Origin of the sequence: Variovorax sp. LjRoot290 (genome assembly GCF_964253985.1) — a bacterium.
In the GTDB taxonomy this organism is placed as follows: domain Bacteria; phylum Pseudomonadota; class Gammaproteobacteria; order Burkholderiales; family Burkholderiaceae_C; genus Variovorax.
The window spans coordinates 1,274,274-1,299,773 of record NZ_CAXURW020000001.1 but is presented as its reverse complement, the minus strand read 5'-3'; the positions used below and the strand labels follow the sequence as shown (position 1 = coordinate 1,299,773).

General features: G+C 66.2%; 23 protein-coding genes. 5 read left to right on the top strand and 18 right to left on the bottom strand.

What is annotated here, in order from left to right; genetic code table 11:
* Positions 1–39: 39 nt before the first annotated feature.
* Positions 40–1,104 (top strand): CDP-6-deoxy-delta-3,4-glucoseen reductase, encoded by a 1,065-nt coding sequence (locus ACSQ9A_RS06550; RefSeq protein WP_093108920.1) that lies wholly within the window; start codon positions 40–42, stop codon positions 1,102–1,104.
* A gap of 11 nt (positions 1,105–1,115) precedes the next feature.
* Here ACSQ9A_RS06550 and ACSQ9A_RS06545 read toward each other — a convergent pair whose 3' ends face one another.
* From ACSQ9A_RS06545 to ACSQ9A_RS06515, 7 genes are all read right to left on the bottom strand, one after another.
* On the bottom strand, positions 1,116–2,687 hold the full coding sequence (locus ACSQ9A_RS06545; protein WP_436306266.1) for a gamma-glutamyltransferase family protein: 1,572 nt from the start codon (positions 2,685–2,687) through the stop codon (positions 1,116–1,118).
* Positions 2,688–2,748: 61 nt separating this feature from the next.
* On the bottom strand, positions 2,749–3,720 hold the full coding sequence (locus ACSQ9A_RS06540) for an ABC transporter ATP-binding protein (RefSeq protein ID WP_436303076.1): 972 nt from the start codon (positions 3,718–3,720) through the stop codon (positions 2,749–2,751).
* Positions 3,721–3,734: 14 nt separating this feature from the next.
* Entirely contained in the window at positions 3,735–4,676 is a 942-nt protein-coding gene (locus ACSQ9A_RS06535) for an ABC transporter ATP-binding protein (RefSeq protein ID WP_436303075.1), read from the bottom strand.
* A gap of 26 nt (positions 4,677–4,702) precedes the next feature.
* Complete coding sequence (locus ACSQ9A_RS06530; protein ID WP_436303074.1) at positions 4,703–5,605, bottom strand: ABC transporter permease; 903 nt, start codon at positions 5,603–5,605, stop codon at positions 4,703–4,705.
* Entirely contained in the window at positions 5,595–6,587 is a 993-nt protein-coding gene (locus tag ACSQ9A_RS06525) for an ABC transporter permease (protein WP_436293840.1), read from the bottom strand. The genes ACSQ9A_RS06530 and ACSQ9A_RS06525 overlap by 11 nt, the downstream gene beginning before the upstream one ends.
* Positions 6,588–6,594: 7 nt before the next feature.
* Positions 6,595–8,220, bottom strand: coding sequence for an ABC transporter substrate-binding protein (locus ACSQ9A_RS06520; protein WP_436303073.1), 1,626 nt, complete (start codon positions 8,218–8,220; stop codon positions 6,595–6,597).
* Positions 8,221–8,275: 55 nt separating this feature from the next.
* Entirely contained in the window at positions 8,276–8,950 is a 675-nt protein-coding gene (locus ACSQ9A_RS06515; RefSeq protein WP_093109078.1) for a GntR family transcriptional regulator, read from the bottom strand.
* A gap of 188 nt (positions 8,951–9,138) precedes the next feature.
* Between ACSQ9A_RS06515 and ACSQ9A_RS06510 the strand changes: the two genes are divergently transcribed.
* On the top strand, positions 9,139–10,113 hold the full coding sequence (locus ACSQ9A_RS06510) for a Bug family tripartite tricarboxylate transporter substrate binding protein (protein ID WP_436306265.1): 975 nt from the start codon (positions 9,139–9,141) through the stop codon (positions 10,111–10,113).
* Between the two features lie 2 nt (positions 10,114–10,115).
* Here ACSQ9A_RS06510 and ACSQ9A_RS06505 read toward each other — a convergent pair whose 3' ends face one another.
* From ACSQ9A_RS06505 to ACSQ9A_RS06470, 8 genes are all read right to left on the bottom strand, one after another.
* Positions 10,116–10,832, bottom strand: a complete 717-nt coding sequence (locus tag ACSQ9A_RS06505; RefSeq protein WP_093108925.1) for an ABC transporter ATP-binding protein — start codon at positions 10,830–10,832, stop codon at positions 10,116–10,118.
* Position 10,833: 1 nt separating this feature from the next.
* Complete coding sequence (locus tag ACSQ9A_RS06500) at positions 10,834–11,604, bottom strand: ABC transporter ATP-binding protein (RefSeq protein ID WP_093108926.1); 771 nt, start codon at positions 11,602–11,604, stop codon at positions 10,834–10,836.
* Between the two features lie 17 nt (positions 11,605–11,621).
* Positions 11,622–12,809, bottom strand: coding sequence for a branched-chain amino acid ABC transporter permease (locus ACSQ9A_RS06495; protein ID WP_436293842.1), 1,188 nt, complete (start codon positions 12,807–12,809; stop codon positions 11,622–11,624).
* A 13-nt stretch (positions 12,810–12,822) separates the two neighbouring features.
* Positions 12,823–13,752, bottom strand: a complete 930-nt coding sequence (locus tag ACSQ9A_RS06490) for a branched-chain amino acid ABC transporter permease (RefSeq protein WP_093108928.1) — start codon at positions 13,750–13,752, stop codon at positions 12,823–12,825.
* 246 nt (positions 13,753–13,998) lie between these two features.
* Positions 13,999–15,291, bottom strand: coding sequence for a replication-associated recombination protein A (locus tag ACSQ9A_RS06485; protein WP_436293843.1), 1,293 nt, complete (start codon positions 15,289–15,291; stop codon positions 13,999–14,001).
* A gap of 19 nt (positions 15,292–15,310) precedes the next feature.
* Positions 15,311–15,943, bottom strand: coding sequence for an outer membrane lipoprotein chaperone LolA (gene lolA / locus ACSQ9A_RS06480; protein WP_436303072.1), 633 nt, complete (start codon positions 15,941–15,943; stop codon positions 15,311–15,313).
* A 20-nt stretch (positions 15,944–15,963) separates the two neighbouring features.
* Positions 15,964–18,351 (bottom strand): DNA translocase FtsK, encoded by a 2,388-nt coding sequence (locus ACSQ9A_RS06475; protein WP_436303071.1) that lies wholly within the window; start codon positions 18,349–18,351, stop codon positions 15,964–15,966.
* A gap of 130 nt (positions 18,352–18,481) precedes the next feature.
* Positions 18,482–19,156, bottom strand: a complete 675-nt coding sequence (locus ACSQ9A_RS06470) for a Crp/Fnr family transcriptional regulator (RefSeq protein WP_093108931.1) — start codon at positions 19,154–19,156, stop codon at positions 18,482–18,484.
* A gap of 164 nt (positions 19,157–19,320) precedes the next feature.
* Here ACSQ9A_RS06470 and trxB point away from each other — a divergent pair, with 164 nt between their 5' ends.
* From trxB to rpmG, 3 genes are all read left to right on the top strand, one after another.
* Positions 19,321–20,283: a thioredoxin-disulfide reductase gene (trxB, locus tag ACSQ9A_RS06465; RefSeq protein ID WP_436303070.1), complete on the top strand. Its 963-nt coding sequence runs from the start codon at positions 19,321–19,323 to the stop codon at positions 20,281–20,283.
* Between the two features lie 180 nt (positions 20,284–20,463).
* Positions 20,464–20,697 (top strand): 50S ribosomal protein L28, encoded by a 234-nt coding sequence (gene rpmB, locus ACSQ9A_RS06460; RefSeq protein WP_007830293.1) that lies wholly within the window; start codon positions 20,464–20,466, stop codon positions 20,695–20,697.
* An 11-nt stretch (positions 20,698–20,708) separates the two neighbouring features.
* On the top strand, positions 20,709–20,882 hold the full coding sequence (gene rpmG / locus ACSQ9A_RS06455) for a 50S ribosomal protein L33 (protein WP_007830291.1): 174 nt from the start codon (positions 20,709–20,711) through the stop codon (positions 20,880–20,882).
* A gap of 107 nt (positions 20,883–20,989) precedes the next feature.
* Here rpmG and ACSQ9A_RS06450 read toward each other — a convergent pair whose 3' ends face one another.
* The 3 genes from ACSQ9A_RS06450 to ACSQ9A_RS06440 form a co-directional block, all read right to left on the bottom strand.
* Positions 20,990–22,204 carry a DesA family fatty acid desaturase gene (locus ACSQ9A_RS06450; protein ID WP_093108933.1) on the bottom strand — a complete coding sequence of 405 codons (1,215 nt, stop codon included), beginning with the start codon at positions 22,202–22,204 and terminating at the stop codon, positions 20,990–20,992.
* Between the two features lie 131 nt (positions 22,205–22,335).
* Complete coding sequence (locus ACSQ9A_RS06445; protein WP_093108934.1) at positions 22,336–23,607, bottom strand: RsmB/NOP family class I SAM-dependent RNA methyltransferase; 1,272 nt, start codon at positions 23,605–23,607, stop codon at positions 22,336–22,338.
* Positions 23,608–23,618: 11 nt separating this feature from the next.
* Positions 23,619–25,475 (bottom strand): M48 family metalloprotease, encoded by a 1,857-nt coding sequence (locus ACSQ9A_RS06440; protein WP_436303069.1) that lies wholly within the window; start codon positions 25,473–25,475, stop codon positions 23,619–23,621.
* Positions 25,476–25,500: the final 25 nt, after the last annotated feature.

Sequence of the window (25,500 nt, the reverse complement as noted above, 5' to 3'; positions counted from 1 at the left end):
AATCCAGTTCCTTTTTTGAATCAGAGTCGAAGAATACCCATGACCAGTGCAGCGCCGAACGAGGCGGGTTTTCACATCACGGTGGAGCCGAGTGGGCGTCATTTCACCGCGCATGCCGATGAAACCATCCTTGCGGCCGGCATTCGCCAGGGCATCGGGCTGCCCTACGGCTGCAAGGACGGCGCCTGCGGCTCGTGCAAGTGCAGGAAGCTCTCGGGCAAGGTCAGCGTGGGCCCGCACCAGAGCAAGGCGCTCAGCGCCGAGGAAGAGCTGGCCGGCTTCGTGCTGACCTGCTGCGCGCATGCGCAGAGCGACGTGGTGCTCGAATCGCGCCAGGTCACCGATGCCAATGCCTTCCCGATCCGCAAGATGCCGGCGCGCGTGCTCGCGCTTTCGAAGAAATCGCACGACGTGGTGATGCTGCGCCTGCAACTGCCGGCCGGCGAGCCCCTGCAGTTCCACGCCGGGCAGTACATCGAATTCATCCTGCGCGACGGCACGCGGCGCAGCTACTCGATGGCCAATGCGCCGCACACCCTGGGCGAGCCGGGCACCGGCATCGAGCTGCATATCCGGCATCTGCCGGGCGGCAAGTTCACCGATCATGTGTTCGGTGCGATGAAGGAAAAAGAAATTCTTCGCATCGAGGGGCCGTACGGCAGCTTCTTCCTGCGCGAAGACTCGGACAAGCCGATGGTGCTGCTCGCCTCGGGGACCGGCTTCGCCCCGATCAAGGCACTGCTCGAGCACATGAAGTTCAAGGCCATCGACCGGCCCGCGACGCTGTACTGGGGCGGGCGGCGGCCGGAAGACCTTTACATGGACGACTGGGTGCGCTCGCATCTGGAGCAGATGCCGAACCTGCGTTACGTGCCGGTGATCTCGAATGCGGTGCCGGAAGACAACTGGCGCGGGCGGACCGGTTTTGTGCACCGGGCGGTGATGGAGGATTTCGCCGATCTTTCGGGGTACCAGGTGTACGCCTGCGGAGCGCCGATCGTGGTCGACTCGGCCAAGCGGGACTATGTGGCCGAGCGCGGCTTGCCCGAGGACGAGTTCTTTGCGGATGCGTTCACGACGGAGGCGGACAAGGCGGTGCCTTGAGTGCGCCGGCTCTACCAGCCTGACGCGGCACCGTCGCTGCGCGGATCGGTGCCGCCTTCGTAGCTGCCGTCGGCATGCAGTACGACAGCGCCCGCATGTCCCATGATTTCGTCATAGGCCGGCACGATGTCCACCTCGTGCCCCAGAGCGCGCAGGCCCTCCACCGTGGCCGGCGGAAAGCGCGATTCCAGCTTGAGCGAATCGCTGGCCTGTCCCCACGTGCGGCCCAGGAGCCAGCGCGGCGCGTCGATGGCCTGCTGCGGGTTCATGCCGAAGTGCACGATGCGGCTGAAGACCGCACTTTGCGACTGCGGCTGGCCATCGCCGCCCATGTTGCCGTAAACGATGGTGCGGCCGTCATCGAGCTTCGCCAGCGCCGGGTTGAGCGTATGGAAGGGCTTGCGCCCCGGCATCAGCGGGTTGAGCGCCTGCGGCTCCAGCGAGAAGCTGCAGCCGCGGTTCTGCCAGTTCACGCCCGATTCCGAGAGCACCACGCCACTGCCGAACTCATGGTAGATGCTCTGGATGAAGCTCACCGCCACGCCCGCACGATCGACCACCCCCATCCAGACCGTATCGCCCGGGCCCTGTCCGCCGTCCCACGAAGCGACATGGTCGAGGGAGATTCGCGCTGCCATGGCGTCGAGCGCATCCGGCCGAAGCCATTGCCGCGGATCGTCCCGCATCCAGGCAGGATCGGTGATGCGCTTGTCGCGGATGGCAAAGGCCTGCTTGGTCGCTTCCACGCAGGCGTGCACATAGGAGGCGCAGAGCGGATCCATGCGCCCCGCGTCGAAGATGCGATCGAGCTGTCCCAGGATCAGCAGCGACACGAGCCCCTGCGTGGGCGGCGGCATGTTGTAGAGGGTGCCGGACGAATGCGCCATGGTCAGCGGCGTCTTCCAGACAGCGTGGTGACGCTCCAGGTCGCCCAGTGCCACCGGGCTTCCTATGGCGGCCAGGTCGCGCGCCATGATTCGCGCGAGGTCGCCGCGATAGAAATCCGACAGGCCGGCACGCGCGAGCTGCTCCAGCGCGGCGGCAAGCCGCGGTTGCACGAAGCGCGTACCCGCAAGTGGCGCTGCGCCGCCGGGCAGAAAGGTTTCGGCAAAACCGGGGATGCCGCGCAGTTCGTCCTGCCGGCTCTCGGTGCAGAGAGACTGGCTGCGCGTGACGGGGATGCCGTCGCGCGCGTGGAAGATGGCGTCGGCCAGCAGCCGCGCGAGCGGCATGCGGCCTCCCAGGACCTCGCGCGACCACGCATGCGCCGCCTCCCAGCCGGAAACGGTACCAGCCACCGTATTGGCCGCCATGCCGCCTCGAAACGGAATGCTCGCGAATCCCTGCACTCGGTAAGCCTCCGGCGTTGCCGCGCCGGCCGCCGCACCGCAGGCCTCCAGCCCGAGCGGCACCTCGCCAGGACGGGCGATTAGCCAGAAGCCGTCGCCGCCGATGCTGTTCATGTGCGGATAGACCACCGCGATCGTGGCTGCTGCGGCGATCATCGCCTCGACCGCATTGCCGCCTTCGCGCAGCACGGCCACCGCGCTTTGAGCGGCCAGCGCGTTGGGTGCAGTCACCATGCCGCGCATGCCGCGCGCCGGATTCGGGATGTGCGTCAACTTCTTTCTCCTTTGCCCTCGTTCATGCGGCGAGCGGATGCAGGCAGGCCACGTGGCGCCGGCCGTCCAGCAGCGTCTGCGCCGGATCGATGCGCGAACAGTCGTCGCGAACATGCAGGCAGCGCGTGCGGAAGCGGCAGCCCGAAGGCAGATCGGCAGCGCTCGGAATCTCGCCCTGCAAGCTGGCGGCCAGCGGGGCGCCGAAGCGCGGAAAGGCCTGCATCAGCGCTTGCGTGTAGGGGTGCCGGGGCGACTGCAGGATCTCGCGCGTCGGTCCCATTTCGACGATGCGGCCGAGATACATCACCGCCACCTTTTCGCAGAGATAGGAGGCCACGCCGAGGTCATGCGTGACGAAGAGCAGGGCAAGCCCGTTCTCGCGCTGCAGATCCCGCAGCAGATTGAGCAACTGCGCCTGGACCGAGACATCGAGGCCCGCCACCGATTCGTCCGCAACGATCACCCTCGGCTCGCCGGCCAGTGCGCGAGCCACTGCCACGCGCCGCACCTGGCCTCCGGAAAGCTCCGAGGGATAGCGATGGCGTGTCGCGTGCGGCAGGCCGACCTGGTCGAGCAGTTCGTCGACGCGCCCCGGGATCTCGCGCTCGTCGCGCAAGCGGTGCAGGCGCACAGGCTCGGCCAGCAGCGCCGCCACGGTCGCACGCGGGTTCAGCGAACCGCGCGCGTCCTGATAGATGTAGGCCACGTCGCGCGCAAAGCGCCGCCGCTGCGACGCGTCGAGGGCCGACAGCTCCGTCGCACCGGCCAGCACGCGGCCGTTGGTGGCTGCCTCCAAGCCGAGCATGACGCGAACGAGGGTCGATTTTCCCGAACCACTCTCGCCCACCAGGGCTACCGATTCGCCGGGACGCAGGATCAGGCGGATGCCGTCGAGCGCCTTGAGCTGCCGGCGGCCGCCGTCGATGGGAAAGGACTTCTCGACATCGAGCAGCGAGAAAAGTGGCAAGTCCTGGGTCTTGGAAGCTTGTTGCATGCGTCTGTGTTCCCTCAGGCGTGCCAGCATGCGATGGAGGACGCGCCGCGCTCGACGCGCGGAGGTCGCCCAACACCGCACTCGGTCGTGGCGAGCTTGCAGCGCGGTGCGAAGCGGCATCCGCCCGGCATGGCCGACAGCGGAGGAACCACGCCCGGGATCGGCTCCAGCCGCTCGGCGCCGAACTCGATGGCGCTGGCGCGTAGGCCGCGCGTGTAGGGATGCTGCGGGTGATTCAGCACCTCGGCAGCCGGCCCCTCTTCCACGATCTGTCCGGCATACATGACGGCCACGCGATCGGCCACCTGGGCGGCGAGCGCCAGGTCGTGCAGCACGAAGATCGCCGAGGCGCCGAGCGCGCGCACGCGCTCGAGGATGAGCACCATGATCTGGGCCTGGATGGTCACGTCCAGCGCGCTGGTGGGCTCGTCGGCAATCAGCAGTTCGGGCTCGCAGGCCAGCGCAATGGCGATCATCACGCGCTGCTGCATTCCTCCCGAGAGCTCGTGCGGGAAAGCCGCGAGCCGCGCCTGCGGATCGGCGATGCCCACGCTCTCCAGCAACTCGATGGCGCGCGCTCGGCAAGCAGCGCGCGAGAGGCGGCGGTGCCGGCGCAGCGGCTCCGAGAGATGGGCCAGCACGGTGAAGCAGGGGTTGAGCGCAGCCGACGCGTCCTGAAAGATCAGGCCGATGCGCCTGCCGCGCAGCGCGCGCAGTTCGCCCTCGGGCACGCTCGCCACATCGATGTCGCCCACCATCAGGCGGCCTTCGAGGCCGACCTCGGGCGGCCGCAGCAGTCCCAGTGCAGCAAAGGCCAGCGTCGACTTGCCGGCGCCGGATTCGCCGATCAGCGCCAGCGTCTGGCCGGCCGGCAGTTGGATCGTCACGTCGTCGAGCACCGCCACGCCGCGGCGACGCAGCGTGAAGTGCTCGACCGAGAGCAGGTTCGCGGTCATGGGGCCTTGTTCTTGCAGCGTGCGCGTCAGTGCTGACCGCGCGTGCCGGGATCGAGCGCGTCGCGCACGCCCTCTGCCAGCAGATTCAGTCCCACCAGCAGGATGGCCAGCGCGATGCCGGGCATGCCCGACATCCACGGCGCCATGCTGATGAAGCCGCGCCCCTCGGCGATCATCAGGCCCCAGTCGGGCGTCGGCGGCACCACGCCCAGCCCGAGAAAGGACAGACCGGATCCCAGCAGGATCGCGATGGACACGCGCATGCCCGCCTGGATCAGGATCGGCGACACGATGTTGGGCAGGACATGGCGCAGCACGACCTCTCTTTCCGGCACGCCCATCAATCGCGCGGCTTCCACATAGGGGCGCGATTTCACCTGCAGCACGTCGGCACGCACCATGCGCGCGAACGGTCCGACGAAGGACAGCGCGAGCGCGTAGATCACATTGACCATCCCCAAGCCGAGAACCGCCATGAAGGCCATGGCCATGATGAGTTCCGGGAAGGCGAGCAGGCCATCCACCAGCCGCATGATGGCCCACTCGGAGCGCCCACCGCGCAGGCCCGCGAGCACACCCAGCGGCACGCCGACCAGCAGCCCGAGCACGACCGAGGCGAATCCGATCCACAGCGCCGAGCGCGCTCCGTAAAACACGCGCGACAGGATGTCCTGGCCGAACGAGTCGGTCCCCATCCAATGCGCCGCGGAAGGACCTTGCATGGCATCCATGACGTTCTGCTCCGTCGGGGCATAGGGCGCCAGCAGGGGCGCCCATACCGCCACGAGCACGAAGGCCAGGACGATCGCCCCGCCGGCCATCGCCTTGCGCTGCGCGCGCACGAGCCGCCATGTGCGCAGAAGCCCGCCGGCGGGCAGCTCGGCAGAAGATGGGGCGGCCAGGCCGACGGATGCGGGATCAGCGGCCATGTCTGCGCAGCCTCGGGTCGAGAATCGAATAGGTCCGGTCGACGATGAGATTGACCAGGATGAAGAGCAGCGCGGTGATCATGATCCCGGCCTGCACCACGATGTATTCGCGCGTCTGCACGGCATTGGTGATCATCATTCCCAGTCCGGGCAGCGTGAACACCACCTCGGTCATCACGGCGCCGCGCAGCATGCCGCCGAGCTGCAGGCCGATCACGGTGACCAGCGGCATCAGCACGTTGCGCATGCCGTGCACCCAGATCACCCGCCACTCCGGTTCGCCGCGCGCACGCGCCGCGGCCATGTAGGGCTGTTCCAGCACTTCGAGCAGACTCGAACGCGTGACGGCCGCGATCAGCCCAACATACCACGCGCCCAAGGTCAGCGATGGCAGCGCCAGGTGCCAGAGGCCCTGGCCGAAGTCCTCCCATGGCGCGACAAAGCCCATGGTCGGGAACCAGCCGAGCGACACGCCGAAGATCCAGATCAGCACGACGCCGAGGTAGAAGCTCGGGAACGCGTTGCCTCCGATGGCCACGGCGCTCGCCGCGAGATCGATCCAACTGTTGCGGCGCACCGCGGCCAGGACGCCGAGCGGAATGCCCACGGCCAGCGCGATCAGCAGAGAGAAGCCTGCCAGCGTCAGCGTCACGGGCAGCGCCTGCAGCACCGCCTGTTCGAAGATGTCCTGCCGGCTCACGTAGGAAACGCCCCAGTCGCCCTGAACGAAGCGGCCGAGCCACTGCAGGTACTGCACGACGAGCGGCTGATCCAGCCCCAGGTCGCGGTAGAGCTTGTCGTAGGACTCGCGCGAGAAGTCCGAGCCCAGCATCACGGTGACCGGATCTCCGGGCGAGAACTTCAGGAACAGGAAGCTCACGATGGAGACGACCCACAGCACCAGTGCTGTCTGCGCGGTGCTGCCCAGCGCGCGGCCGACAGCGGCCGCGCCGGAGGGCCGCGCCTGCATTGCGGCGGCCATTGCCGCCTCAGGCCAGCGAGACCGTGTGCAGATTGAGCAGGTCGGCTGGGATGTACTCGAAGCCCTGCACCTTCTTGCTCATGATCTTGAACACCTTCATGTGCGCCAGCACCGCCAGCGGCGCATCGGCCATCAGCACGTCCTCGGCTTCGATGTAGAGCTTGCGGCGGGCTGCCGTGTCCGTGATCTCGGAGGCCGCGGCGGCCGCCTTGTCGAAGGCGGGATTGCTGTAGCCGACGAAGTTCCAGGGCTTGCCGGTCGACCATTCGGGCGTGATGGTTTCGTCCGGATCCAGGTCGGCGATCCAGGCTTCGTCATACATGTCGAAGTCGCCGGCGTTGCGCCGCTGCGCCCAGACGGCCCGGTCGACCAGTTCGATCTTGGGCTTGATGCCGATCTGCGCCAGCATCGGCGTCACCAGCTGCGCGTTGCGGGTTCCCATGCCGCCCGAGCCGGTGAAGCCTTCGGTGACGATGAACACCGGGTTGACCTCCCCTTGGTTCCTGGCCTTGGCGCGGAAGGCCTTGGCCTTTGCCAGATCAAAGTACTGGCCACGCCCGCCCTTGCCGATGTTCGGGTCGTAGAAGCCCGTCATCGGCGGCGAAATGCAGGTGGCGGCCGGGATGGCTTCGCCGAAGTAGCTCTGCTGCACGATCACCTTGCGGTCGATCGCAAAGGCCACCGCCTGGCGCAGCGCGATGTCGTCGAAGGGCGCGCGCTTGTTGTTCATGCCGATGAAGGCGTAGTTGCCTTCCACCTGTCCGTAGACCGAGAGGTTGGGGTTCTTGCGCAGTTGCGGAATGAACTGGAATGGACACACCGACAGCCCATCCACCTGGCCCGACATCATCGCGGCAACGCCTGCGCTGGGCTCCTTGATCAGGCGAAGCACCACCTTGTCGAGATGCGGCAGGCCCGCTTCGAAGTACTCCGGATTGCGCACCAGTTCGATCGTGTCGTTCTCCTTCCAGCTGGCGAACTTGAATGGCCCGGTGCCCACGGGATTGCGGCCGAAGGCCTTGCCGTGCTGCTCCACCGCCCGCTTGCTGACGATGGTGCCGGCGCGTCCGGTGCTGCCGGTCAGCGCCACCGGCAAGAACGCGAAGGGCTTCGTGAAGCGCAGGCGCAGCGTCAGGGGGTCGATCACGTCGATGCCGGCGAGCTGGGCAAACTTCCATGCGTGGGGCGACTTCACCTCCGGATCGGCCACGCGCTCCAGGCTCCACTTGACGGCCGCCGCATCGCAGACGTCGCCATTGTGGAACTTGACGCCGGCACGCAGCTTGAAGACGTGGGTCTTCTCGTCGACCATGTCCCACTTCTGCGCCAGGTCGGGCGCGAAGCTGACGTTCTTGCCGTCGTAGGCCACCTTGAGGATGCCGTTGTAGACGTTGTTGATCACCTTGATCGATCCGCCCGACATCGTGAAGTGCGGGTCGAGCGTGTCGATGGCATCCAGCCAGGCCAGCGTGATCGTGCCGCCCTTCTTCGGTGCGGCCTGGGCCGCTCCCATGCCCGCGGCAGAAGCGGCAAGCAACCCCACGCCGGCACCGGCGGACTTCAGAAGGTTGCGGCGGCTGAAGCCGGCGGCGAGGGTGGCGGCGAGCGCGGCCTTGTGATCGATTTCAGACATGTTCATGCTCCGGAGGAAAGTAGATTGAAAAGGGACGGACTCAGGTCTCCGGTCGTTATGTGTCGCGTGCCTGCGGCACGAACTTCATGAGGTCCGGCACGGTGGCCAGCACGTGTTCGCGCATCGTCGTTTCGCAGACCTGCGGGTCACCGCTGTGCAGCGCATCGATCAGGTCCTGATGGTCGGCTCGCGCACTCAGCGGGCGATCCACCTGCAATGCCCACAGCCGCATGTGCGGCTCGACCAGCGAATGGAGCCCGGCGATCTGCCGTATCAGCCGTGGCAGTCCGCTCCTGGCGCACAGCGTTTCGTGGAATGCCCGATGTGCGCTCGTCCAATCGGGCTGGACGCCGCTTTGGTCGTCGATGCGGTCCAGCATGTTTTCCAGTTCGCGGATGGTCGTCGCAGTGATGTTCGGCAAGGCGATGCGCATCGCCAGCCCTTCCAGCACGGCCCGCATCTCGAAGATCTCCTTCATGTCGGCGATGTCCAGCTTGTTAACCGTCACGCCGCGGTTGGGCCGGATCGTCACCAGCCCTTCCGTCGCCAGCCGCCGGAAAGCCTCGCGCACCGGCATGCGGCTGGTGCCGATCTCCGCCGCGATGGCTTCGGGCGCCAGGCGGTCGCCGGCGCGATAGCGGCCCATGCGAATGGCGGCGTGAATGTGCCGGTACGCCTCTTCCTCGGCCGTCACCGCCTGCAAGCCGGTGTAGATGGCGGAGGGTTCCATGAGGAGGCCGCTCATGGCCCGGCGTGCACGCACCCCGGATGCGCGCATGGCAAACTGGATAAGTGGATACAGTGATTCATTGATCCGGTCCTACGCAATTTGCGGGCCAACGTCGATGGGCTTTCGGACCGGCCCTCGCGCCCACTTTGGGGCGAACGATGAAGCGCCCCATGAAACAATCCAGCCCCATGAACAAGCGCCACATCCTGTGCCTGCTGGCCGCCACGACGCTGGCCGCCGGAGCACCCATCGCCAACGCCCAGAGCGGCAAGACGATCCGCCTCGTCGTCCCCTACGCCGCCGGCGGCCCGATCGACGTCACGGCCCGCGTGCTGGCCGAAAGAGTCAAGGACTCTCTGGGCACCGTCATCATCGACAACAAGCCCGGCGCCGGCGGCAACATCGGCGCCGACGCGGTGGCCAAGGCTGCGCCCGATGGGCTCACGATCGGCATCGCCGCGACCGCGACCCACGCGGTCAATCCGTGGCTCTACAGCAAGATGCCCTTCAACGCGGCCGCCGACTTCGCGCCGATCACGCAGATGGTTCGCGTGCCCAACGTGCTGGTGATGAATGCCGAGACCGCGCAGCGCCTGAAGATCAATACGCTGGCCGACCTGATCGCCTATGCCAAGGCCAACCCGGCCAAGCTCAACTACGGCAGCGGCGGCAACGGCAGCGCGGGCCACCTGGCGGGTGAGATGTTCAAGAAGGAAGCCGGCATCTTCGCCTTGCACATCCCCTACAACGGCGGCAACCCGGCGCAGCTCGCGCTGTTGTCGGGACAGGTCGATTTCAACTTCGACAACCTCGCGACCGCGGCGCCGAATATCCGATCAGGCAAGCTCAAGGCGATCGCGGTGACGACGGCCGAGCGCAGCAGCGCGCTGCCCGAGGTGCCGACGGTGGCCGCCACGCTCAAGGGCTTCGCCATCGACACCTGGTGGGGCCTGGTGGCGCCGGCCGGCACGCCGGCCGACGTGGTCACCAGGCTCAATCAGGCCTTCGTCGCTGCGCTCAACACGCCGGAGACGAAGACCCGCTTCGCGTCGCTGCTGGCCGAGCCGGTCGCCAACACGCCGGAGCAGTTCGGCGCCTTCATGAAGAGCGAGCTCGCGAAATACGAGCGCGTCGTCAAGGCCACCGGCGCGAAGGTCGACTAGCGCTATTCGCCTAGATAAGCAGCGCGCACCTTGGGGTCGCTCAGCATCACCTTGGCATCGCCGCTCATCGTGATGAGACCCGACTCCATGACATAGCCGCGATCGGCCAGCCCGAGCGCGCGGCTCGCGTTCTGCTCGACCAGGAGCACGGTGACACCCTGGTCGTAGACCTGCTTCACCACCTCGAAGATCTTGTCGACCATGATCGGCGACAGGCCCATCGACGGCTCGTCGAGCAGGAGCACCTTGGGACGCGCCATCAGCGCGCGGCCCATCGCGAGCATCTGCTGCTCGCCGCCGGACATGGTGCCGGCCAGCTGCATCGCGCGCTCCTTCAGCCGCGGGAAGGTCGCGAAGACGCGGTCCATGTCCTTCGCGATCTCGGCCTTGTCCTTGCGGATGTAGGCGCCGATCTGCAGGTTCTCGGTGATGGTCATGCGCGTGAACACGCCGCGCCCCTCGGGCACCATGACCAACCCCTCGCCCACCAGGTCCCAGGCGCCGCGGCCCTTGATGCTCTTGCCCAGGAATTCGATGTCGCCGCCACCATACGGCAGCGTGCCGGTGATGGCCTTCATGGTGGTGGTCTTGCCGGCGCCGTTGGAGCCGATCAGCGAGACCAGCTCGCCTTCGCGCACCTCGAAGTCGATGCCCTTCACGGCCTGGATGCCGCCGTACGCGACCTTGAGGCCGCTCACTTTCAGAAGTGTCTGTGCCATTTCAGTGTCCTCCCGTGCCGAGGTAGGCCTCGATCACTTTTTCGTTTCGCTGCACGTCCGCAGGCGTGCCCTCGGCGATCTGCTTGCCGTAGTCGAGCACCGTCACGCGGTCGCACAAGCCCATCACGAGCTTGACGTCGTGCTCGATCAGGAGGATGGTGCGGTCGTCCTTGCGGATGCGGTCGATCAGTTCGCGCAGCAGCACTTTCTCGGTGGCGTTCATGCCGGCAGCGGGCTCGTCGAGCGCGATCAGCTGCGGGTCGGTCGCCAGCGCACGGGCGATTTCGAGCCGGCGCTGGTCGCCGTAGCTCAACGTGCGCGCCTTGTAGTCGGCGAACTTGCCGATGCCCACGTAGTCGAGCAGCTGGTGAGCGCGCTCGGCGATCGCCGCTTCCTCGGCCTTGAAGCCGCCTGTTCGGAAGATGGCACCCATCACGCCCGAATGGGTGCGGATGTGGCGGCCCACCATCACGTTCTCGAGCGCGGTCATTTCCGCGAAGAGCCGGATGTTCTGGAAGGTACGCGCGATGCCGGCCTTGGCAACCTCGTGCACCGCCGTCGGCCGATAAGGCTTGCCGGCCAGTTCGAAAGTCCCGCTGTCGGGCGAGTACAGGCCCGTGATGACGTTGAAGAAGGTGGTCTTGCCGGCGCCGTTGGGGCCGATCAGTCCATAGACCTGGCCGCGCATGATCTTGATGCCGACATCGGACAGGGCCTGCAGGCCGCCGAAACGCTTGGAGATGCCCTGAACATTGAGGACGGTGTCAGTCATTGTTGTGCTCCCCTCGTTCACGGATTGATCGACATGGGACGCGAGGCGGCACCGGGGACCTCATCGGCCGGGGTGTCGATGCCCGGTGCGGCAGCCGGCATGCCGGATGCGGGTGCGGGCGTCGCGCCCTTGCGCGTCAGCGACTTCCCGTGCTCCGGCGAGGGCCACAGACCGCGCGGGCGCACCAGCATGATGATGATCATCGCCAGCGCGATGAACAGCTGGCGCAGGATCGAGGCGTCGAGACGCCCGTCGGTCATGGCCTGCAGCGGCCCGGCCACGTAGCGCAGCACTTCGGGCAGCGCGGCCAAGAGCACCGCGCCGAGGATCACGCCCGGCAGGTGGCCGATGCCGCCCAGCACCACCATCGCGACGATCATCACCGACTCGTTCAAGGCGAAGGACTCGGGGGACACGAAGCCCTGGAAGGCCGCGAACATCGAGCCCGATACGCCGCCGAAGCTCGCGCCCATGCCGAAGGCCAGCAGCTTCATGTTGCGGGTGTTGATGCCCATGGCCTTGGCAGCAATCTCGTCCTCGCGGATGGCCATCCAGGCCCGGCCGATGCGCGAGATCTGCAGCCGATGCGAAATGATGATCGTGAAGATCACGAGCGCCAGGAACAGGTAGTAATACAGCGTGACCGACGCGATCGAGTAGTCGCCGATCTTGAGCGGCCGGCCCAGGTTGAGGCCCCAGAAGTGGACCGGGTCGATCGCGGTGATGCCCTTCGGACCGTTCGTGATGTTGATCGGATGATCCAGGTTGTTGAGGAACACGCGGATGATTTCGCCGAAGCCGAGCGTCACGATCGCCAGGTAGTCGCCGCGCAGCTTCAGCGTGGGCGCGCCGAGCAGCACGCCGAAGAAGGCGGCCAGCCCGAGCGCCAGGGGTATCACGAGCAGCAGCGAACTGTGCAGCCCGTTGGGGAACATGGCCTTGATCGCCGGGAAGGTGTCGGTCAGGTGCGGCGATCCCAGGAGCGCGAACATGTAGGCACCGATCGCGAAGAACGCGACGTAGCCCAGGTCGAGCAGGCCGGCGTAGCCGACCACGATGTTGAGGCCGAGGGCCAGCAGCACGTAGAGCAATGCGATGTCGGCGATGCGCACCCACGCGTTGCCCTGGCTTTGCAGCAGCAGCGGCAGCACCAGCAGGGCGACGGCCGCGATCAGGAAGTAGACGATGTTCTTGCCGTTTTTCATGGCTGTCCCTCCTTCAGGCCCGGTCCGCCACCCGCTCGCCGAGGAGGCCCGAGGGCCGCAAGGTGAGCATGATGATCAGCACGATGAACGCAAAGATGTCGCTGTAGTGGCTGCCGAGCACGTCGCCGGTGAGCGCACCGATGTAGCCCGAGCCGATGGCTTCGATGAGCCCCAGCAGGATGCCGCCGACCACCGCGCCCGCGAGGTTGCCGATGCCGCCGAACACCGCCGCCGTGAAGGCCTTGAGGCCGGGAATGAAGCCCATCGCATGCTGCGCGATGCCGTAGTTGGAGGCGTACATCACGCCGGCCACCGCGGCGAGCACCGCGCCGATGATGAAGGTGGCCGAGATCACCATGTCGGGCCGGATGCCCATCAGCGCCGCAACCCGCGGGTTCTCGGCCGTGGCACGCATCGCGCGGCCGAGCTTGGTGTAGTTGACCAGCCACATCAGCACCACCAGGCAGAAGGCGGTGACGCTCAGGATCATGACCTGCGTGGGCGAGATCACGGCGCCGCCTACATGGATCGGCGTGGTGGACAGCAGGTTGGGATAAGCCTTGTTGGTCGGCTTCCAGATGATCATCGCCAGCGTCTGCAGCAGGATCGACATCCCGATGGCGGTGATCAGCGGTGCGAGCTTCGGGCTGTTGCGCAGCGGCCGGTAAGCCACTTTCTCGATGACGAAGTTGAGCGTGGCGGCGACCACGCAGGCAATGATCAACGCAATGATGAGGATGATCCATCCCGGCGTGCCGGGCATCGATTCCTGCATGAGTCCGATGATGGTCCAACTGGTCAGCGCGCCGACCATCAGCACTTCACCGTGCGCGAAATTGATGAGGTTGATGATGCCGTACACCATGGTGTAGCCCAAGGCTATCAAGGCGTACATGCTGCCGAGTACCAGACCGTTGATGATCTGTTGCAGCAAGATGTCCATAAGGAGGTTCCCTTTTTCTAATGGTGACGCCCTTGGGGGGCGCCCGACTGACCAGGCACGCCGTTTGGGCACCCTGGTTTCCCTTAGCAAAAAACCCGCCAGCATGTGTCGACGGCGGGTTTGTGGCCGGGATTGTAGTCATGCCGGATCGCCATTTCGGTGCGTACCCGACGGGGGTTTTCCCGCTGGCGCGGACCGAATGAGCTTGGGCGGCGCAAGGGAGTACCGGCGCGAAGGCGCCGCGTATCAACCGGCGGCCTCGTCGTTTCGCCTTCGCAGTTCGCGCAGTTTCTCCGCGATGCGAATCTCGAGCCCGCGCTCGACGGGTCGGTAGAAAGGCGGCGGATCGAGGCCATCGGGCAGATAGCGCTCGCCGGCCGCGAAGCCTCCCTCCTCGTCGTGCGCGTAGCGATAGCCCTTGCCGTAGTCGAGTTCTTTCATGAGCCGCGTCGGCGCATTGCGCAGGTGCATCGGCACCGGGCGCGTGCCGTCGGTCTTGATGAGGGCCCGGACCTCGTTGTAGGCCTGGTAGACCGCATTCGACTTCGGTGCGATCGCGAGGTAAACCACGCATTCGGCCAGCGCCAGCTCGCCCTCGGGCGAGCCGAGCCGCTCATAGACCTCGGCTGCATCGAGCGCCAGCCGCAATGCGCGCGGGTCGGCCAGGCCGATGTCTTCGCTGGCCATGCGTACCAGCCGGCGCGCCATGTAGCGCGGATCGGCGCCGCCGTCGAGCATGCGCACGAACCAGTAGAGCGAGGCATCGGGGTCGCTGCCGCGCACCGACTTGTGCAGCGCGGAGATGGTGTCGTAGAACTGCTCGCCGCCCTTGTCGTAGCGGCGCATGCGCTCGCCCAGCACGCGCAACAGCCATTCGTCGGTAATGTCGTCGAGCTTCTCGGCGCCGGCCGCGACCGAGAGCGTTTCGAGGGTGTTGAGCAGGCGCCTCGCATCGCCGTCGGCATAGGCGACGAGCCGGTCGATGGCCTTCGCTTCGATGGCGGGTACGGCCTGGATATCCTGCGCCCGGGTCACGATCTGACGCAGATCGTCTTCGCCCAGGGGCTGCAGCACGTACACGGCGGCCCGCGACAAGAGCGCAGAGTTCACCTCGAAGGACGGGTTCTCGGTGGTCGCGCCGATGAAGGTGAACAGGCCCGACTCCACATGCGGCAGGAAGGCATCCTGCTGGCTCTTGTTGAAGCGGTGGACTTCGTCGACGAAGACGATGGTGCGGCGCTGCTCGAGCCCGTCACGCACCAGCGTCGCGCGTTCGACCGCATCGCGGATGTCCTTCACGCCGCCGAGCACGGCGCTGATGCTGAGAAACTGCGCATCGAAGGCATCGGCCATGAGCCGCGCAATGGTCGTCTTGCCGGTGCCCGGCGGCCCCCAGAGGATGCAGGAGTGCGGCTGGCCCGACTCGAAGGCGATGCGCAGCGGCATGCCGGGGCCGAGCAGATGCTGCTGGCCGATGACCTCGCCCAGGGTCTTGGGTCGCAGGCGTTCGGCCAGGGGCTGGTGGGTGGAGGTGGCCATGGAAGCCCGCCGCCCGGCGCTATTGCCTGATCACGTCGGCGCCGGCCGGGGCCTTGAACTGGAAGGTGGCTGCGGGCAACGCAGGATTCACCTCGACCTTGTTGAACTTCAACACAGAGCGCTGGCCGAAGCTGTCGAGGATCTCGAGCGCTGCCAGCGCATCGCCCTGAAAGCCCACCTGGACGTTCTGCAATTGCCCCTCCTTGTTCTTGGGGCTGGCCTTGACCCATTGCAGTCCGTCGCGCTCGGGGGCCGCCTCGAGCGCGAAATCGGCTTGCAGCGCGCGCAGATCGGGCGCGGCGGCAATCAGCGCGGCCGGCGTCGAGCCGAGCGCCTGCGACTGCTTGCGCTGCGTGACCTGGTTCAGATCGGCGTCGTAGAGCCAGAGCGTCTCGCCATCGGCCACGATGCTTTGCGCGAAGGGCTTCTTGTAGTCGAACTTGAACTTCCCGGGACGCTGGAATTCGAAGGTGCCGCTCGACACCTTGGCGCGCACGGCCTGGCCGTCCTTGGCTGGCGCGGTCACGGTCTGCGTGAATTCGGCGCGGCCCGACTTGACGTTCTTCACGAAGGCTTCGAGGCTTTCCATACCGCCGGCCCAGACGCCGGCTGCGGCGACGGCCAACCCGAATCCAACGAGCAACTTCTTCATCGACATCCCTGATCCCATCATCATTCGGTGCGTGCGGGCACCAGAATTTCGCGCTGGCCGCTGCCGCTCATGGCGCTCACCAGCCCGGCGTTTTCCATGTCCTCGACCAGCCGCGCGGCGCGGTTGTAGCCGATCTTCAGGTGGCGCTGCACCAGCGAAATGCTGGCCTTGCGGTTCTTGAGCACGACTTCGACCGCCTGGTCGTACATCGGGTCCTTCTCGCCGTCGCCACTGCCGCCACCTTCACCCAGTAGATCGCCTTCGCCGTCGACGGTTCCGCCCTCGAGCACCCCTTCGATGTAGTCCGGCTCCCCTTGTGACTTGAGGTAAGCGACGACACGATGCACTTCCTCGTCGCTTACGAAGGCGCCGTGCACACGCACCGGCAGGCCGGTGCCGCTCGGCATGTAGAGCATGTCGCCCATGCCGAGCAGCGCCTCGGCGCCCATCTGGTCGAGGATGGTGCGCGAGTCGATCTTGCTCGACACCTGGAACGCGATGCGCGTCGGGATGTTGGCCTTGATGAGCCCGGTGATCACGTCGACGCTGGGCCGCTGCGTGGCAAGGATCAGGTGGATGCCGGCGGCGCGCGCCTTCTGCGCCAGGCGGGCGATCAGCTCTTCGATCTTCTTGCCGACCACCATCATCAGGTCGGCCAGTTCGTCGATCACGACCACGATGTGCGGCTCGCGCGCGAGCGGTTCGGGGCTGTCGGGCGTGAGGCTGAAGGGGTTGTAGATGAACTCCTCGCGCGCTTTGGCCTCGTCGATCTTGGTGTTGTAGCCCGCCAGGTTGCGCACGCCCAGCTTGCTCATGAGCTTGTAGCGGCGCTCCATCTCGGCCACGCACCAGTTGAGGCCGTGAGCCGCTTGCCGCATGTCGGTGACCACGGGCGCCAGCAGGTGCGGGATGCCTTCGTAGACCGACATTTCGAGCATCTTCGGGTCGATCATGAGCAGGCGCACATCGCGCGCCTCGGCCTTGTAGAGCAGGCTCAGGATCATCGCGTTGATGCCGACCGACTTGCCGGAGCCGGTGGTGCCGGCCACCAGCACGTGCGGCATCTTCGCGAGATCGGCCACCACCGGGTTGCCGACGATGTCCTTGCCGAGGCCCATGGTGAGCATCGACTTGCCTTCGTTGTAGACCTGCGAGCCGAGGATCTCGCTGAGCTTGATCGACTGCCGCTTGGCGTTGGGCAGTTCGAGCGCCATGAAGTTCTTGCCCGGAATGGTCTCGACCACACGGATCGACACCAGCGACAGCGAGCGCGCCAGGTCCTTCGCGAGGTTGACGATCTGCGAGCCCTTGACGCCGGTGGCCGGCTCGATTTCGTAGCGCGTGATCACCGGGCCCGGCGAGGCCAGCACCACGCGCACCTCGACGCCGAAGTCCTTGAGCTTTTTCTCGATCAGGCGCGAGGTCATTTCGAGCGTGTCGGCCGAAACGGTTTCCTGGCGCCCCTGCGCCGCGTCGAGCAGATCGACCTGCGGCAGCTTGCTGTCGGGCAACTCGCGGAACAGCGGCTTCTGGCGCTCCTTGGCCACGCGATCGCTGCGCGGCACCTCGGTCATCGCGGGTTCGATCTGCACCGGCGGCGAAGGCGCGCGGCGCTTGGGGCGGGGAACGATGCGCAACTCTTCGTCAGCCGATTCGAGCTCGCCGCCCTGCTCGCTGGACGCCAGCTCTTCGCGCTCGCGCACCGCCTTCTTGCCCATCGCGATGTCTTCGGCGATCTCGCGCTTCTCCCGGCGCGACTCGAACAAGGAGTAGAGACGAGAGCCGATGCGCTCGGCAATATGGCTCCACGAGAAGCGGAACACGAGCGCCGAGCCGATGACGCCGGCGGCGATGGCGATCAGCGCCGAGCCGGTGAAGCCCATCCACTGCACGCTGAGCGGGCCGACCAGGTAGCCGAGCACACCGCCGCCGTGCCCGGGCAGACGGAATTCCAGCCTGTAAAGGCGCGACCATTCGAGCACTGCACTGGCGCACAGCAGCAGCAACAGGCCGAACCAGAAGGCCAGGCGGCTGCGGTTGAAGCGCCCCCGCGGCGCCTGATCGGCCGGCGCCGAATCGCCGCCGCGGAGCCAACCGGCCAGCGAGGACAGCCACACGCGCAAGCCGGCCGCCAGGCACCACCAGACCGAATAGCCGGCCAGAAAGTAACTGGCGTCGGCCAGCCAGGCGCCGATGCGGCCGCCCCAGTTCTTGATCTCGCCGCCGGTGCCTGAGGTGGACCAGGCGGCATCCGAGGGCGTGAAGCTCAGCATCGCGAGCAGCCAGTACAGCAGCACGACGAAGCCGGCGATCAGCGTGATCTCGTGCGCGAAGCGCATGGCACGCAAGCGCACCGGCTGCGACTCGGCCGATGAGGACGATTGAAGGGTATTGAGCGAATAGGTCATGGCAGACACGGCCGCCGGCCCGCGGGAACGGGCAGACGACTTGCAGAAACTACAACGAAAACGATCGCGGCCGCGTTGTCAGGGCCGGCGATGCAGGGGCCGGCGCGCTCTGGCGCTGCCGGCCGGATGGTCAGGCGAGCGATGAGAGCCGTTCCTTGACGATCATCGAGCCGTCGGGCTGCGTCTGGACGAAGCCGCGCTCCTCGAGGTCCTTCATGACCCGGCTCACCATCTCGCGCGAAGCGCCGACCATCTTGGCCAGATCCTGGCGCGAGATCTTGTCGCGCACCTTGAGATTGCCGGCCCCGTCGTCGACCGCGAACTCGAGCAGCGAGCGGGCCACGCGGCCATAGACGTCCATCAGCGCCAACGATTCGATCTTGCGATCCGCGTGGCGCAGCCGCGCAACGAGGCCCCGCATGATGTTGTAGGACATCGATGAGTTCTCGGGCAGGCAACGCGCAAAGGCTTCGCGCCCGAGCATCAGCACGTCGGTCTGGACCTCGGTGCGCACGGTGGCGGAGTGCGGCTCGTCGTCGATCATGCTCATCTCGCCGATGTAGTCGCCGGGATGCAGCGTCGCGAGGATGACTTCGCGGCCGCGGCTGTCCGTGCTCATGACCCGGGCCCGGCCGGTCAGGATGATGTAGAGCGCGTCCGACTTCTTCCCTTGTTCGACCACCGCCTCGGCGCGCTTGAAGCGCTTCTTGATGATCGCATCGGCGATGCTCGCAGACTGTGTTGGCGTCAACGCAGCGAACAGTGGCACGCGGCGGAGCAATTCAAGATTGGACAGCATCGACATTCATCAATCCCCGGATTACCGCGCGATCGACAAGCCCATGCATTAATACAATCGCACGCATTGAAAACACCCCACGCCCGGTCTTGAACCGAACGGTGATACTCCATATCTATCACCCTGAAAATGTACACGCTGATGCAGCGTCAATCCTAGGTTTTCTACTCATGTCGTCCTCCCCACGCCACGCGAAGGTTCTTATCCTGGGCTCCGGCCCGGCCGGTTATACCGCCGCCGTCTATGCGGCCCGCGCCAACCTCCAACCCATGTTGATCACCGGCATCGCCCAGGGCGGCCAGCTCATGACGACCACCGACGTCGACAACTGGCCGGCCGATGTGCATGGCGTACAGGGCCCCGACCTCATGCAGCGCTTCCTGGAGCACGCCGAACGCTTCAAGACGGAGATCGTGTTCGATCACATCAACAAGGTCGACCTGAGCAAGCGCCCCTTCACCCTGAGCGGCGACAGCGGCACCTACACCTGCGATGCGCTCGTGATCGCCACCGGCGCTTCGGCCAAGTACCTCGGGCTCGACTCCGAACAGCACTTCATGGGCCGCGGCGTCTCGGGCTGCGCGACCTGCGACGGCTTCTTCTACCGCGACCAGGAAGTCTGCGTGGTCGGCGGCGGCAATACCGCGGTCGAAGAGGCGCTCTATCTCTCGAACATCGCCAAGAAGGTGACGCTGGTGCATCGCCGCGACAAGTTCCGCGCCGAGCCGATCCTGATCGACAAGCTCCACGAAAAGGCCGCCGAAGGGAAGATCGAGCTCAGGGTGCACAACACGCTGGACGAGGTGCTGGGCGACGACACGGGCGTGACCGGCATCCGCCTCAAGAACACCCAGACCGGCGCGACCGAGCAGATCGATCTCAAGGGCTGCTTCATCGCCATCGGCCACCACCCGAACACCGACATCTTTCAGGGCCAGGTCGAGATGAAGGACGGCTACATCCTCACCCGCTCGGGCCTTCAGGGCTTTGCGACCATGACCAGCGTTCCGGGCGTTTTCGCGGCCGGCGACGTGCAGGACCACGTCTACCGCCAGGCCATCACCAGTGCGGGCACCGGCTGCATGGCGGCGCTCGATGCCCAGCGTTTCCTGGAGCAGGACGGCACGCTTTGAACCCCTCATAGAGCGGATGAGGCTATAATCTCAGGCTTTGCCGAATTCGGCCCTTGTTCTCGAGGGCCCGGAACTCACGGCAAGCCGGGGTACCGCCACCCGTTTCTGGCGAGGTCAAGCTGCAACCCACCCCGCAATCACCTTGCGCCCGGTGCCAGCTGTTCAAGAAAGAGTGTCCACATGGCACGCGTATGCGATGTAACGGGCAAAGGCCCGATGGTCGGAAACAACGTTTCCCACGCCAACAACAAAACCAAGCGCCGGTTCCTGCCGAACCTGCAATACCGCCGTTTCTGGGTCGAGACCGAAAATCGCTGGGTGCGCCTGCGTGTTTCGAGCGCCGCTTTGCGCCTGATCGACAAGAACGGCATCGACGCCGTGCTCGCAGACCTGCGTGCACGCGGCCAAGCTTAAGGAGCTGAACCATGGCAACGAGCAAAGGCGGACGCGAAAAGATCAAGCTGGAATCCACCGCGGGTACCGGCCATTTCTACACGACCAGCAAGAACAAGAAGACGATGCCCGAAAAGATGTCGATCATGAAGTTCGACCCGAAGGCGCGCAAGCACGTCGAGTACAAGGAAATCAAGCTGAAGTAATTCGGCTGGCTTCAAACAAAAAACCCGCTGCGATCCAGCGGGTTTTTTGTTGCCCAAGAAAAAGCCGGCCCGCAGGCCGGCTTTGGATCGAGGCAAAAGGTTGCCCGTCAGGCGCGCGCCGCGCGCAGGCGGGTGGAGAACTCACGCAACCCTGCGATGCCGCTGGCTTCGGCACGGTGGCACCAGGCAGCCAGATCGGCGGCCAGTTGTTCGCGCGACTGCGAGGTGTTGAGCCACAGCTGACGAAGTTCTTCGCGCATCGTCACCATCTTGTCGAGCACCGGGTGCGCAGCACGTGCCTGCACCAGGTTCGAACGGGCTGCAGCGGGCACCTTGTCGTCGTCGCGGTGCAACCAACGCTTGGCGGCCTTCAGCACCGACAGATCGGCACCCTTGGCCTTCAGCGACGCCAGCTCTGCCTTGGTGGCACGGCGCATTTCGCGCGCATAGCCGGCCATCACTTCGTAACGATTGGCGATGACGGCCTCGAGGGTCTTCTGGTCGGCCACCGGCTGGATGTCGCCCAGCTGCATCTTCGGCGGCACCTTCTTGACCTTGGCCCAGCCGAGCTTCTGCATCAAGCGGATGTAGACCCAGCCGATGTCGAACTCGTACTTCTTGACGGAGAACTTCGCCGAGGTCGGGTACGTGTGATGGTTGTTGTGCAATTCCTCGCCACCAATGATCAGGCCCCAGGGCATGATGTTGCGGCTGGCGTCGGGCGCCTCGAAGTTGCGGTAGCCCCAGTAGTGGCCGATGCCGTTGATCACGCCGGCCGCCGTGATCGGGATCCAGAGCATCTGGACCGCCCACACAGCCATCCCGAGCGTGCCGAAGAGCGCCAGGTTGAGCACCAGCATCAGGCCCACGCCCTGCCAGCTGTAGCGCGAATAGAGGTTGCGCTCGAGCCAGTCGTCCGGCGTGCCATGGCCGTAGCGCTCCATCGTTTCCTTGTTCTTCGACTCGGCGCGATAGAGCTCGGCGCCGCGCCACAGCACTTCGTCGATGCCCCGGACCTGCGGACTGTGCGGGTCTTCTTCGGTTTCGCACTTGGCGTGGTGCTTGCGGTGGATCGCCACCCACTCCTTGGTCACCATGCCGGTGCCCAGCCAAAGCCAGAAACGGAAGAAATGCGAAGGAATCGGGCCCAGATCCATGGCCCGGTGCGTCTGCGTGCGGTGCAGGAAGATCGTGACCGCGGCGATCGTGATGTGCGTGGTGAACAGCGTGTACAGCACGACTTGCCACCACGCGAGATCCCACAAGCCGTGTCCGAGCCATTCGATGGCCGCGCTCAGAACGGCAGAGTCAGGAAGCAACATTGAGTTCGGTACTCCATGGCCGCACGAAGGTGCAGCCTTCAGGTAACCTGTGATTTTAAGGCTTCGGCCCCGAAAAGGGGGCTAAATCCTCGATCGAGCGCAAGTTATCCCTCTTCTTTGGGTCTTCTTGCCTACTTCCGGCTCCAGACCGCGGCAAAGAAACCATCGGTGGCATGACGGTGCGGCCAGAGGCGCAGATAGCGCTTGCCGCCTTCGCCGCCGGCACCGAGGCCTTCGGCGCCCGCGACCTTCAGGCCACTCAGTACTTCCACGGCGTCCTGCGGCTCGAAATCCGGGTTGGCGGCGCCAAAGGCCTCGGCGATGGCCTCGTTTTCCTCCGGCAGCACGCTGCAGGTGGCGTAGACAAGGCGGCCGCCCGATTTCACGAGCCGCGCGGCGCTCTGAAGAATCGCCGTCTGCTTCGCTGTCAATTCCTCGACCGACTTCGGCGACTGCCGCCACTTGAGGTCCGGATTGCGCCGCAGCGTGCCCAGGCCCGAGCATGGCGCATCGACCAGCACCCGGTCGATCTTGCCGGCCAGGCGCTTGATGCGCTCGTCGCGCTCGTGGGCGATGGCGGCGGGATGCACGTTCGAGAGCTTGCTGCGCGCCAGGCGCGGCTTGAGCGCATCGAGCCGGTGCGCCGAGGTGTCGAAGGCGTAGAGCCGGCCGGTGTTGCGCATCGTGGCCCCGATGGCAAGCGTCTTGCCGCCTGCGCCGGCGCAGAAGTCCACCACCATTTCGCCGCGCTTGGCATCGAGCAGCAGCGCCAGCAACTGCGAGCCCTCGTCCTGCACCTCGACCGCGCCGCGCGCGAAAGCATCGAGCTTCGCGAGCGCGGGCTTGCCGTCGATGCGCAGGCCCCAGGGCGAGAACGGCGTCGCGACCGCCTTGATGGCGGCCAGCGCAAGCTCTTTCTGCACATCGGGCCGCTTGTCGGTGAGCGCATTGACCCGCAGGTCGAGCGGCGCGGGCTGCTGCAGGCTTTCCACCAACGGCCAGAATCCGTCGCCCAGCTGTGCCTTGAGTGGCGCCACCAGCCATTCGGGCAGGTTGTGGCGATGGCGCTCCAGCAGGTCGTCGGGTTTGACGGCGTCGCAGTTGTCGAGCCAGCGCTTTTCGACATCGCTGAGCGCGCTCTTCAGGAAATCGCGCGGACCGTGAAATCCGAGGATGGCCATGCGCCGTTCCTTCGGCCCGCTGCCGGAGGGCGACAGATGATCGAAGAGGAGCTTCTTGCGCAACACGGTGTAGACCGTCTCGGCCAGCGTGGCGCGCTCGCGCGGTCCGAACTCGCGGTGCTCACGGAAGAAGCGGGAAACGACCTGGTCGGCAGGGTGATCGAATTTCAGGACGAGGCCGACCAGATCGGCGCAGGCCTCGAGAAGGGCTTTGGGGTGCATGCCCCATTGTCTCAGCCGGCCGTGCGCGTCCAGACCGGCCCGAAGGCCTGACGCTCGATTTCCGCGAGGGTGGGCGAATGCCCGGCCCACAGCACCAGCGCGGCGCCGGGCAGGCTCAAGGTCTGCTCGAGCTGGCGGCACAGGTTCCAGCGCTCCTCGTCGGGCAGCCCCGGCAGTTCGACGAATACGACGTAGGCGCGGCGCCATGGGAATTCGCGCAAGTTTTTGCGTACCAGCCAGGCCCGCGAGATCGGGCTGCAACGGACCAGGTCGGCTCTCAACTCGCCGAGCTCGAACTCGCTCAGGTCATGGCGCGCGATCTGGCTGAAGAAGGGCGTACTGGTGATCTCCTCCCAGGCGCGCTGCTCGGCCGCCTCGGCCGCCTTGGCCCGCTCGCGCCACAGTTTGAGCGCAGGCTCGTCGTGCGGCCCGGCATCGGGATCCTCGAGCAGCGCGACGGCGGTCTTGGCGGCCCACCAGCGGCTCGCGGTGCTCGACGCGTGGAGCCGCTCCAGCACGGCAAGGCGCGCAGCGCGATCCTTGGGCGGGAGCGTCTGCGCCAGGCCGCGCAGCGCGCCCGGGTGGTCCGCAGTGATCTGCAACGCGCGTTCGTAGCGGCCGCGCACATCGGCGACTGCATTGATACGGCGCTCGCAATCGGCCCACTCGACCATCTCGTCGGCGTTGTTGCGTCCGGCGCTGCCGGCCAGCGCGGCGACGCGTTCCCGCACGCGTGCGAGGTAGGCGTGATGCTGCTTCCAGTCGCTCGCATGCGTGCGGCGCCATTCCCCGTCGAAGTACGCGATCCATTTCGCCTTGTCGGCCAGCAATTCGAGCGCCGACTTCGCCGACCAGACCGGCAGCGCGGCCTTCTCATCGAGCGCTTCGAGCCGGTCGCGCAGCACCGGATGGGTGTCGTCGACATCGCTCACGCGCCGCAGCGCGCTGCGCAGCGCCTCGCGCGCCAGATCGGGAGCGACGGGCGCGCAGAGCTGGGCTTCCATCGCGTAGAAGGGCCCGGCCGGCAACGGCTCCTGGGCAGCGCGCGCCCAGTGCCCGGCCCAGAAGGCATCCGCATACCAGGTGCTCTTGACGGCGATCTCGGTCAATGCCGCACCGGCCACGCCGGGCCCGAGCAGGCGGGCCGAGACACGGTCGGCTTCGTACTCGTCCTGCCGCGCCAGCGCAAAGGTCTTGGCAGCGAAGCGCGGGAAGTACCAGCGAAAAAAGGCCTGCGAGGCCAGCGCCATCACGCCCTCGTCGTTCTGCAGGCTGGCATCGAGCTTGAGCCAGGACAAGCGCGTGCGGTAGATCCAGGCGCTCAGCTTGCCGTGGTTCCCGCGCAGGTGGCCGTACTCGTGCGCCAGCACCGACAGCAGGCGCCGCTTGTCCAGCGCCATCAGGAGCGGCAATCCGACGCTCAGGTAGTTGACGGCACCCCCGAAGAGACCGAAGCGCGGCAGCTGGCGGATGCTGGCGTTGAACTCGCTGTCGAGGTAGACCTGATGGACCGGCGGGCCATCGATCTTCTGTCGGATGCGGTCGAGTGCCTCGAAAAGCGCCGGCGCATCCTCGCGCGCAAGCTGCACGCCCTCGGGCTCGTCGAAGCGCACCCACAGCGCACGCAGCGTGGCCCACAGCAGGCCCAGCGCGAAGAGCAGAAGCCAGCCGCGCGTGAAATTGAAGCGCCCCTGCCCCATCGACGCAACGACCCAGGCGATGATGCCGACCGCGAGCGCCAGGCATGCAATCACCCACAGATAGCCCAGTGCGGCGAAAGCAGCGACGCCGCGCCGGTAGCCGTTGCTGTCGTCCGCGCTGGCATGCTCGCTCAATCGGACCAGATGAACAAAATCGGCTCGATCCATCTCGACCTTTCAATCCCTTGAGGAC

Excerpts from the sequence above, each read along its gene's own strand:
- ACSQ9A_RS06550 (WP_093108920.1), top strand. The coding sequence starts at position 40 with ATGACCAGTGCAGCGCCGAACGAGGCGGGTTTTCACATCACGGTGGAG.
- ACSQ9A_RS06545 (WP_436306266.1), bottom strand. The coding sequence starts at position 2,687 with ATGGTGACTGCACCCAACGCGCTGGCCGCTCAAAGCGCGGTGGCCGTG.
- ACSQ9A_RS06540 (WP_436303076.1), bottom strand. The coding sequence starts at position 3,720 with ATGCAACAAGCTTCCAAGACCCAGGACTTGCCACTTTTCTCGCTGCTC.
- ACSQ9A_RS06535 (WP_436303075.1), bottom strand. The coding sequence starts at position 4,676 with ATGACCGCGAACCTGCTCTCGGTCGAGCACTTCACGCTGCGTCGCCGC.
- ACSQ9A_RS06530 (WP_436303074.1), bottom strand. The coding sequence starts at position 5,605 with ATGGCCGCTGATCCCGCATCCGTCGGCCTGGCCGCCCCATCTTCTGCC.
- ACSQ9A_RS06525 (WP_436293840.1), bottom strand. The coding sequence starts at position 6,587 with ATGGCCGCCGCAATGCAGGCGCGGCCCTCCGGCGCGGCCGCTGTCGGC.
- ACSQ9A_RS06520 (WP_436303073.1), bottom strand. The coding sequence starts at position 8,220 with ATGTCTGAAATCGATCACAAGGCCGCGCTCGCCGCCACCCTCGCCGCC.
- ACSQ9A_RS06515 (WP_093109078.1), bottom strand. The coding sequence starts at position 8,950 with ATGGAACCCTCCGCCATCTACACCGGCTTGCAGGCGGTGACGGCCGAG.
- ACSQ9A_RS06510 (WP_436306265.1), top strand. The coding sequence starts at position 9,139 with ATGAACAAGCGCCACATCCTGTGCCTGCTGGCCGCCACGACGCTGGCC.
- ACSQ9A_RS06505 (WP_093108925.1), bottom strand. The coding sequence starts at position 10,832 with ATGGCACAGACACTTCTGAAAGTGAGCGGCCTCAAGGTCGCGTACGGC.
- ACSQ9A_RS06500 (WP_093108926.1), bottom strand. The coding sequence starts at position 11,604 with ATGACTGACACCGTCCTCAATGTTCAGGGCATCTCCAAGCGTTTCGGC.
- ACSQ9A_RS06495 (WP_436293842.1), bottom strand. The coding sequence starts at position 12,809 with ATGAAAAACGGCAAGAACATCGTCTACTTCCTGATCGCGGCCGTCGCC.
- ACSQ9A_RS06490 (WP_093108928.1), bottom strand. The coding sequence starts at position 13,752 with ATGGACATCTTGCTGCAACAGATCATCAACGGTCTGGTACTCGGCAGC.
- ACSQ9A_RS06485 (WP_436293843.1), bottom strand. The coding sequence starts at position 15,291 with ATGGCCACCTCCACCCACCAGCCCCTGGCCGAACGCCTGCGACCCAAG.
- lolA (WP_436303072.1), bottom strand. The coding sequence starts at position 15,943 with ATGAAGAAGTTGCTCGTTGGATTCGGGTTGGCCGTCGCCGCAGCCGGC.
- ACSQ9A_RS06475 (WP_436303071.1), bottom strand. The coding sequence starts at position 18,351 with ATGACCTATTCGCTCAATACCCTTCAATCGTCCTCATCGGCCGAGTCG.
- ACSQ9A_RS06470 (WP_093108931.1), bottom strand. The coding sequence starts at position 19,156 with ATGTCGATGCTGTCCAATCTTGAATTGCTCCGCCGCGTGCCACTGTTC.
- trxB (WP_436303070.1), top strand. The coding sequence starts at position 19,321 with ATGTCGTCCTCCCCACGCCACGCGAAGGTTCTTATCCTGGGCTCCGGC.
- rpmB (WP_007830293.1), top strand. The coding sequence starts at position 20,464 with ATGGCACGCGTATGCGATGTAACGGGCAAAGGCCCGATGGTCGGAAAC.
- rpmG (WP_007830291.1), top strand. The coding sequence starts at position 20,709 with ATGGCAACGAGCAAAGGCGGACGCGAAAAGATCAAGCTGGAATCCACC.
- ACSQ9A_RS06450 (WP_093108933.1), bottom strand. The coding sequence starts at position 22,204 with ATGTTGCTTCCTGACTCTGCCGTTCTGAGCGCGGCCATCGAATGGCTC.
- ACSQ9A_RS06445 (WP_093108934.1), bottom strand. The coding sequence starts at position 23,607 with ATGCACCCCAAAGCCCTTCTCGAGGCCTGCGCCGATCTGGTCGGCCTC.
- ACSQ9A_RS06440 (WP_436303069.1), bottom strand. The coding sequence starts at position 25,475 with ATGGATCGAGCCGATTTTGTTCATCTGGTCCGATTGAGCGAGCATGCC.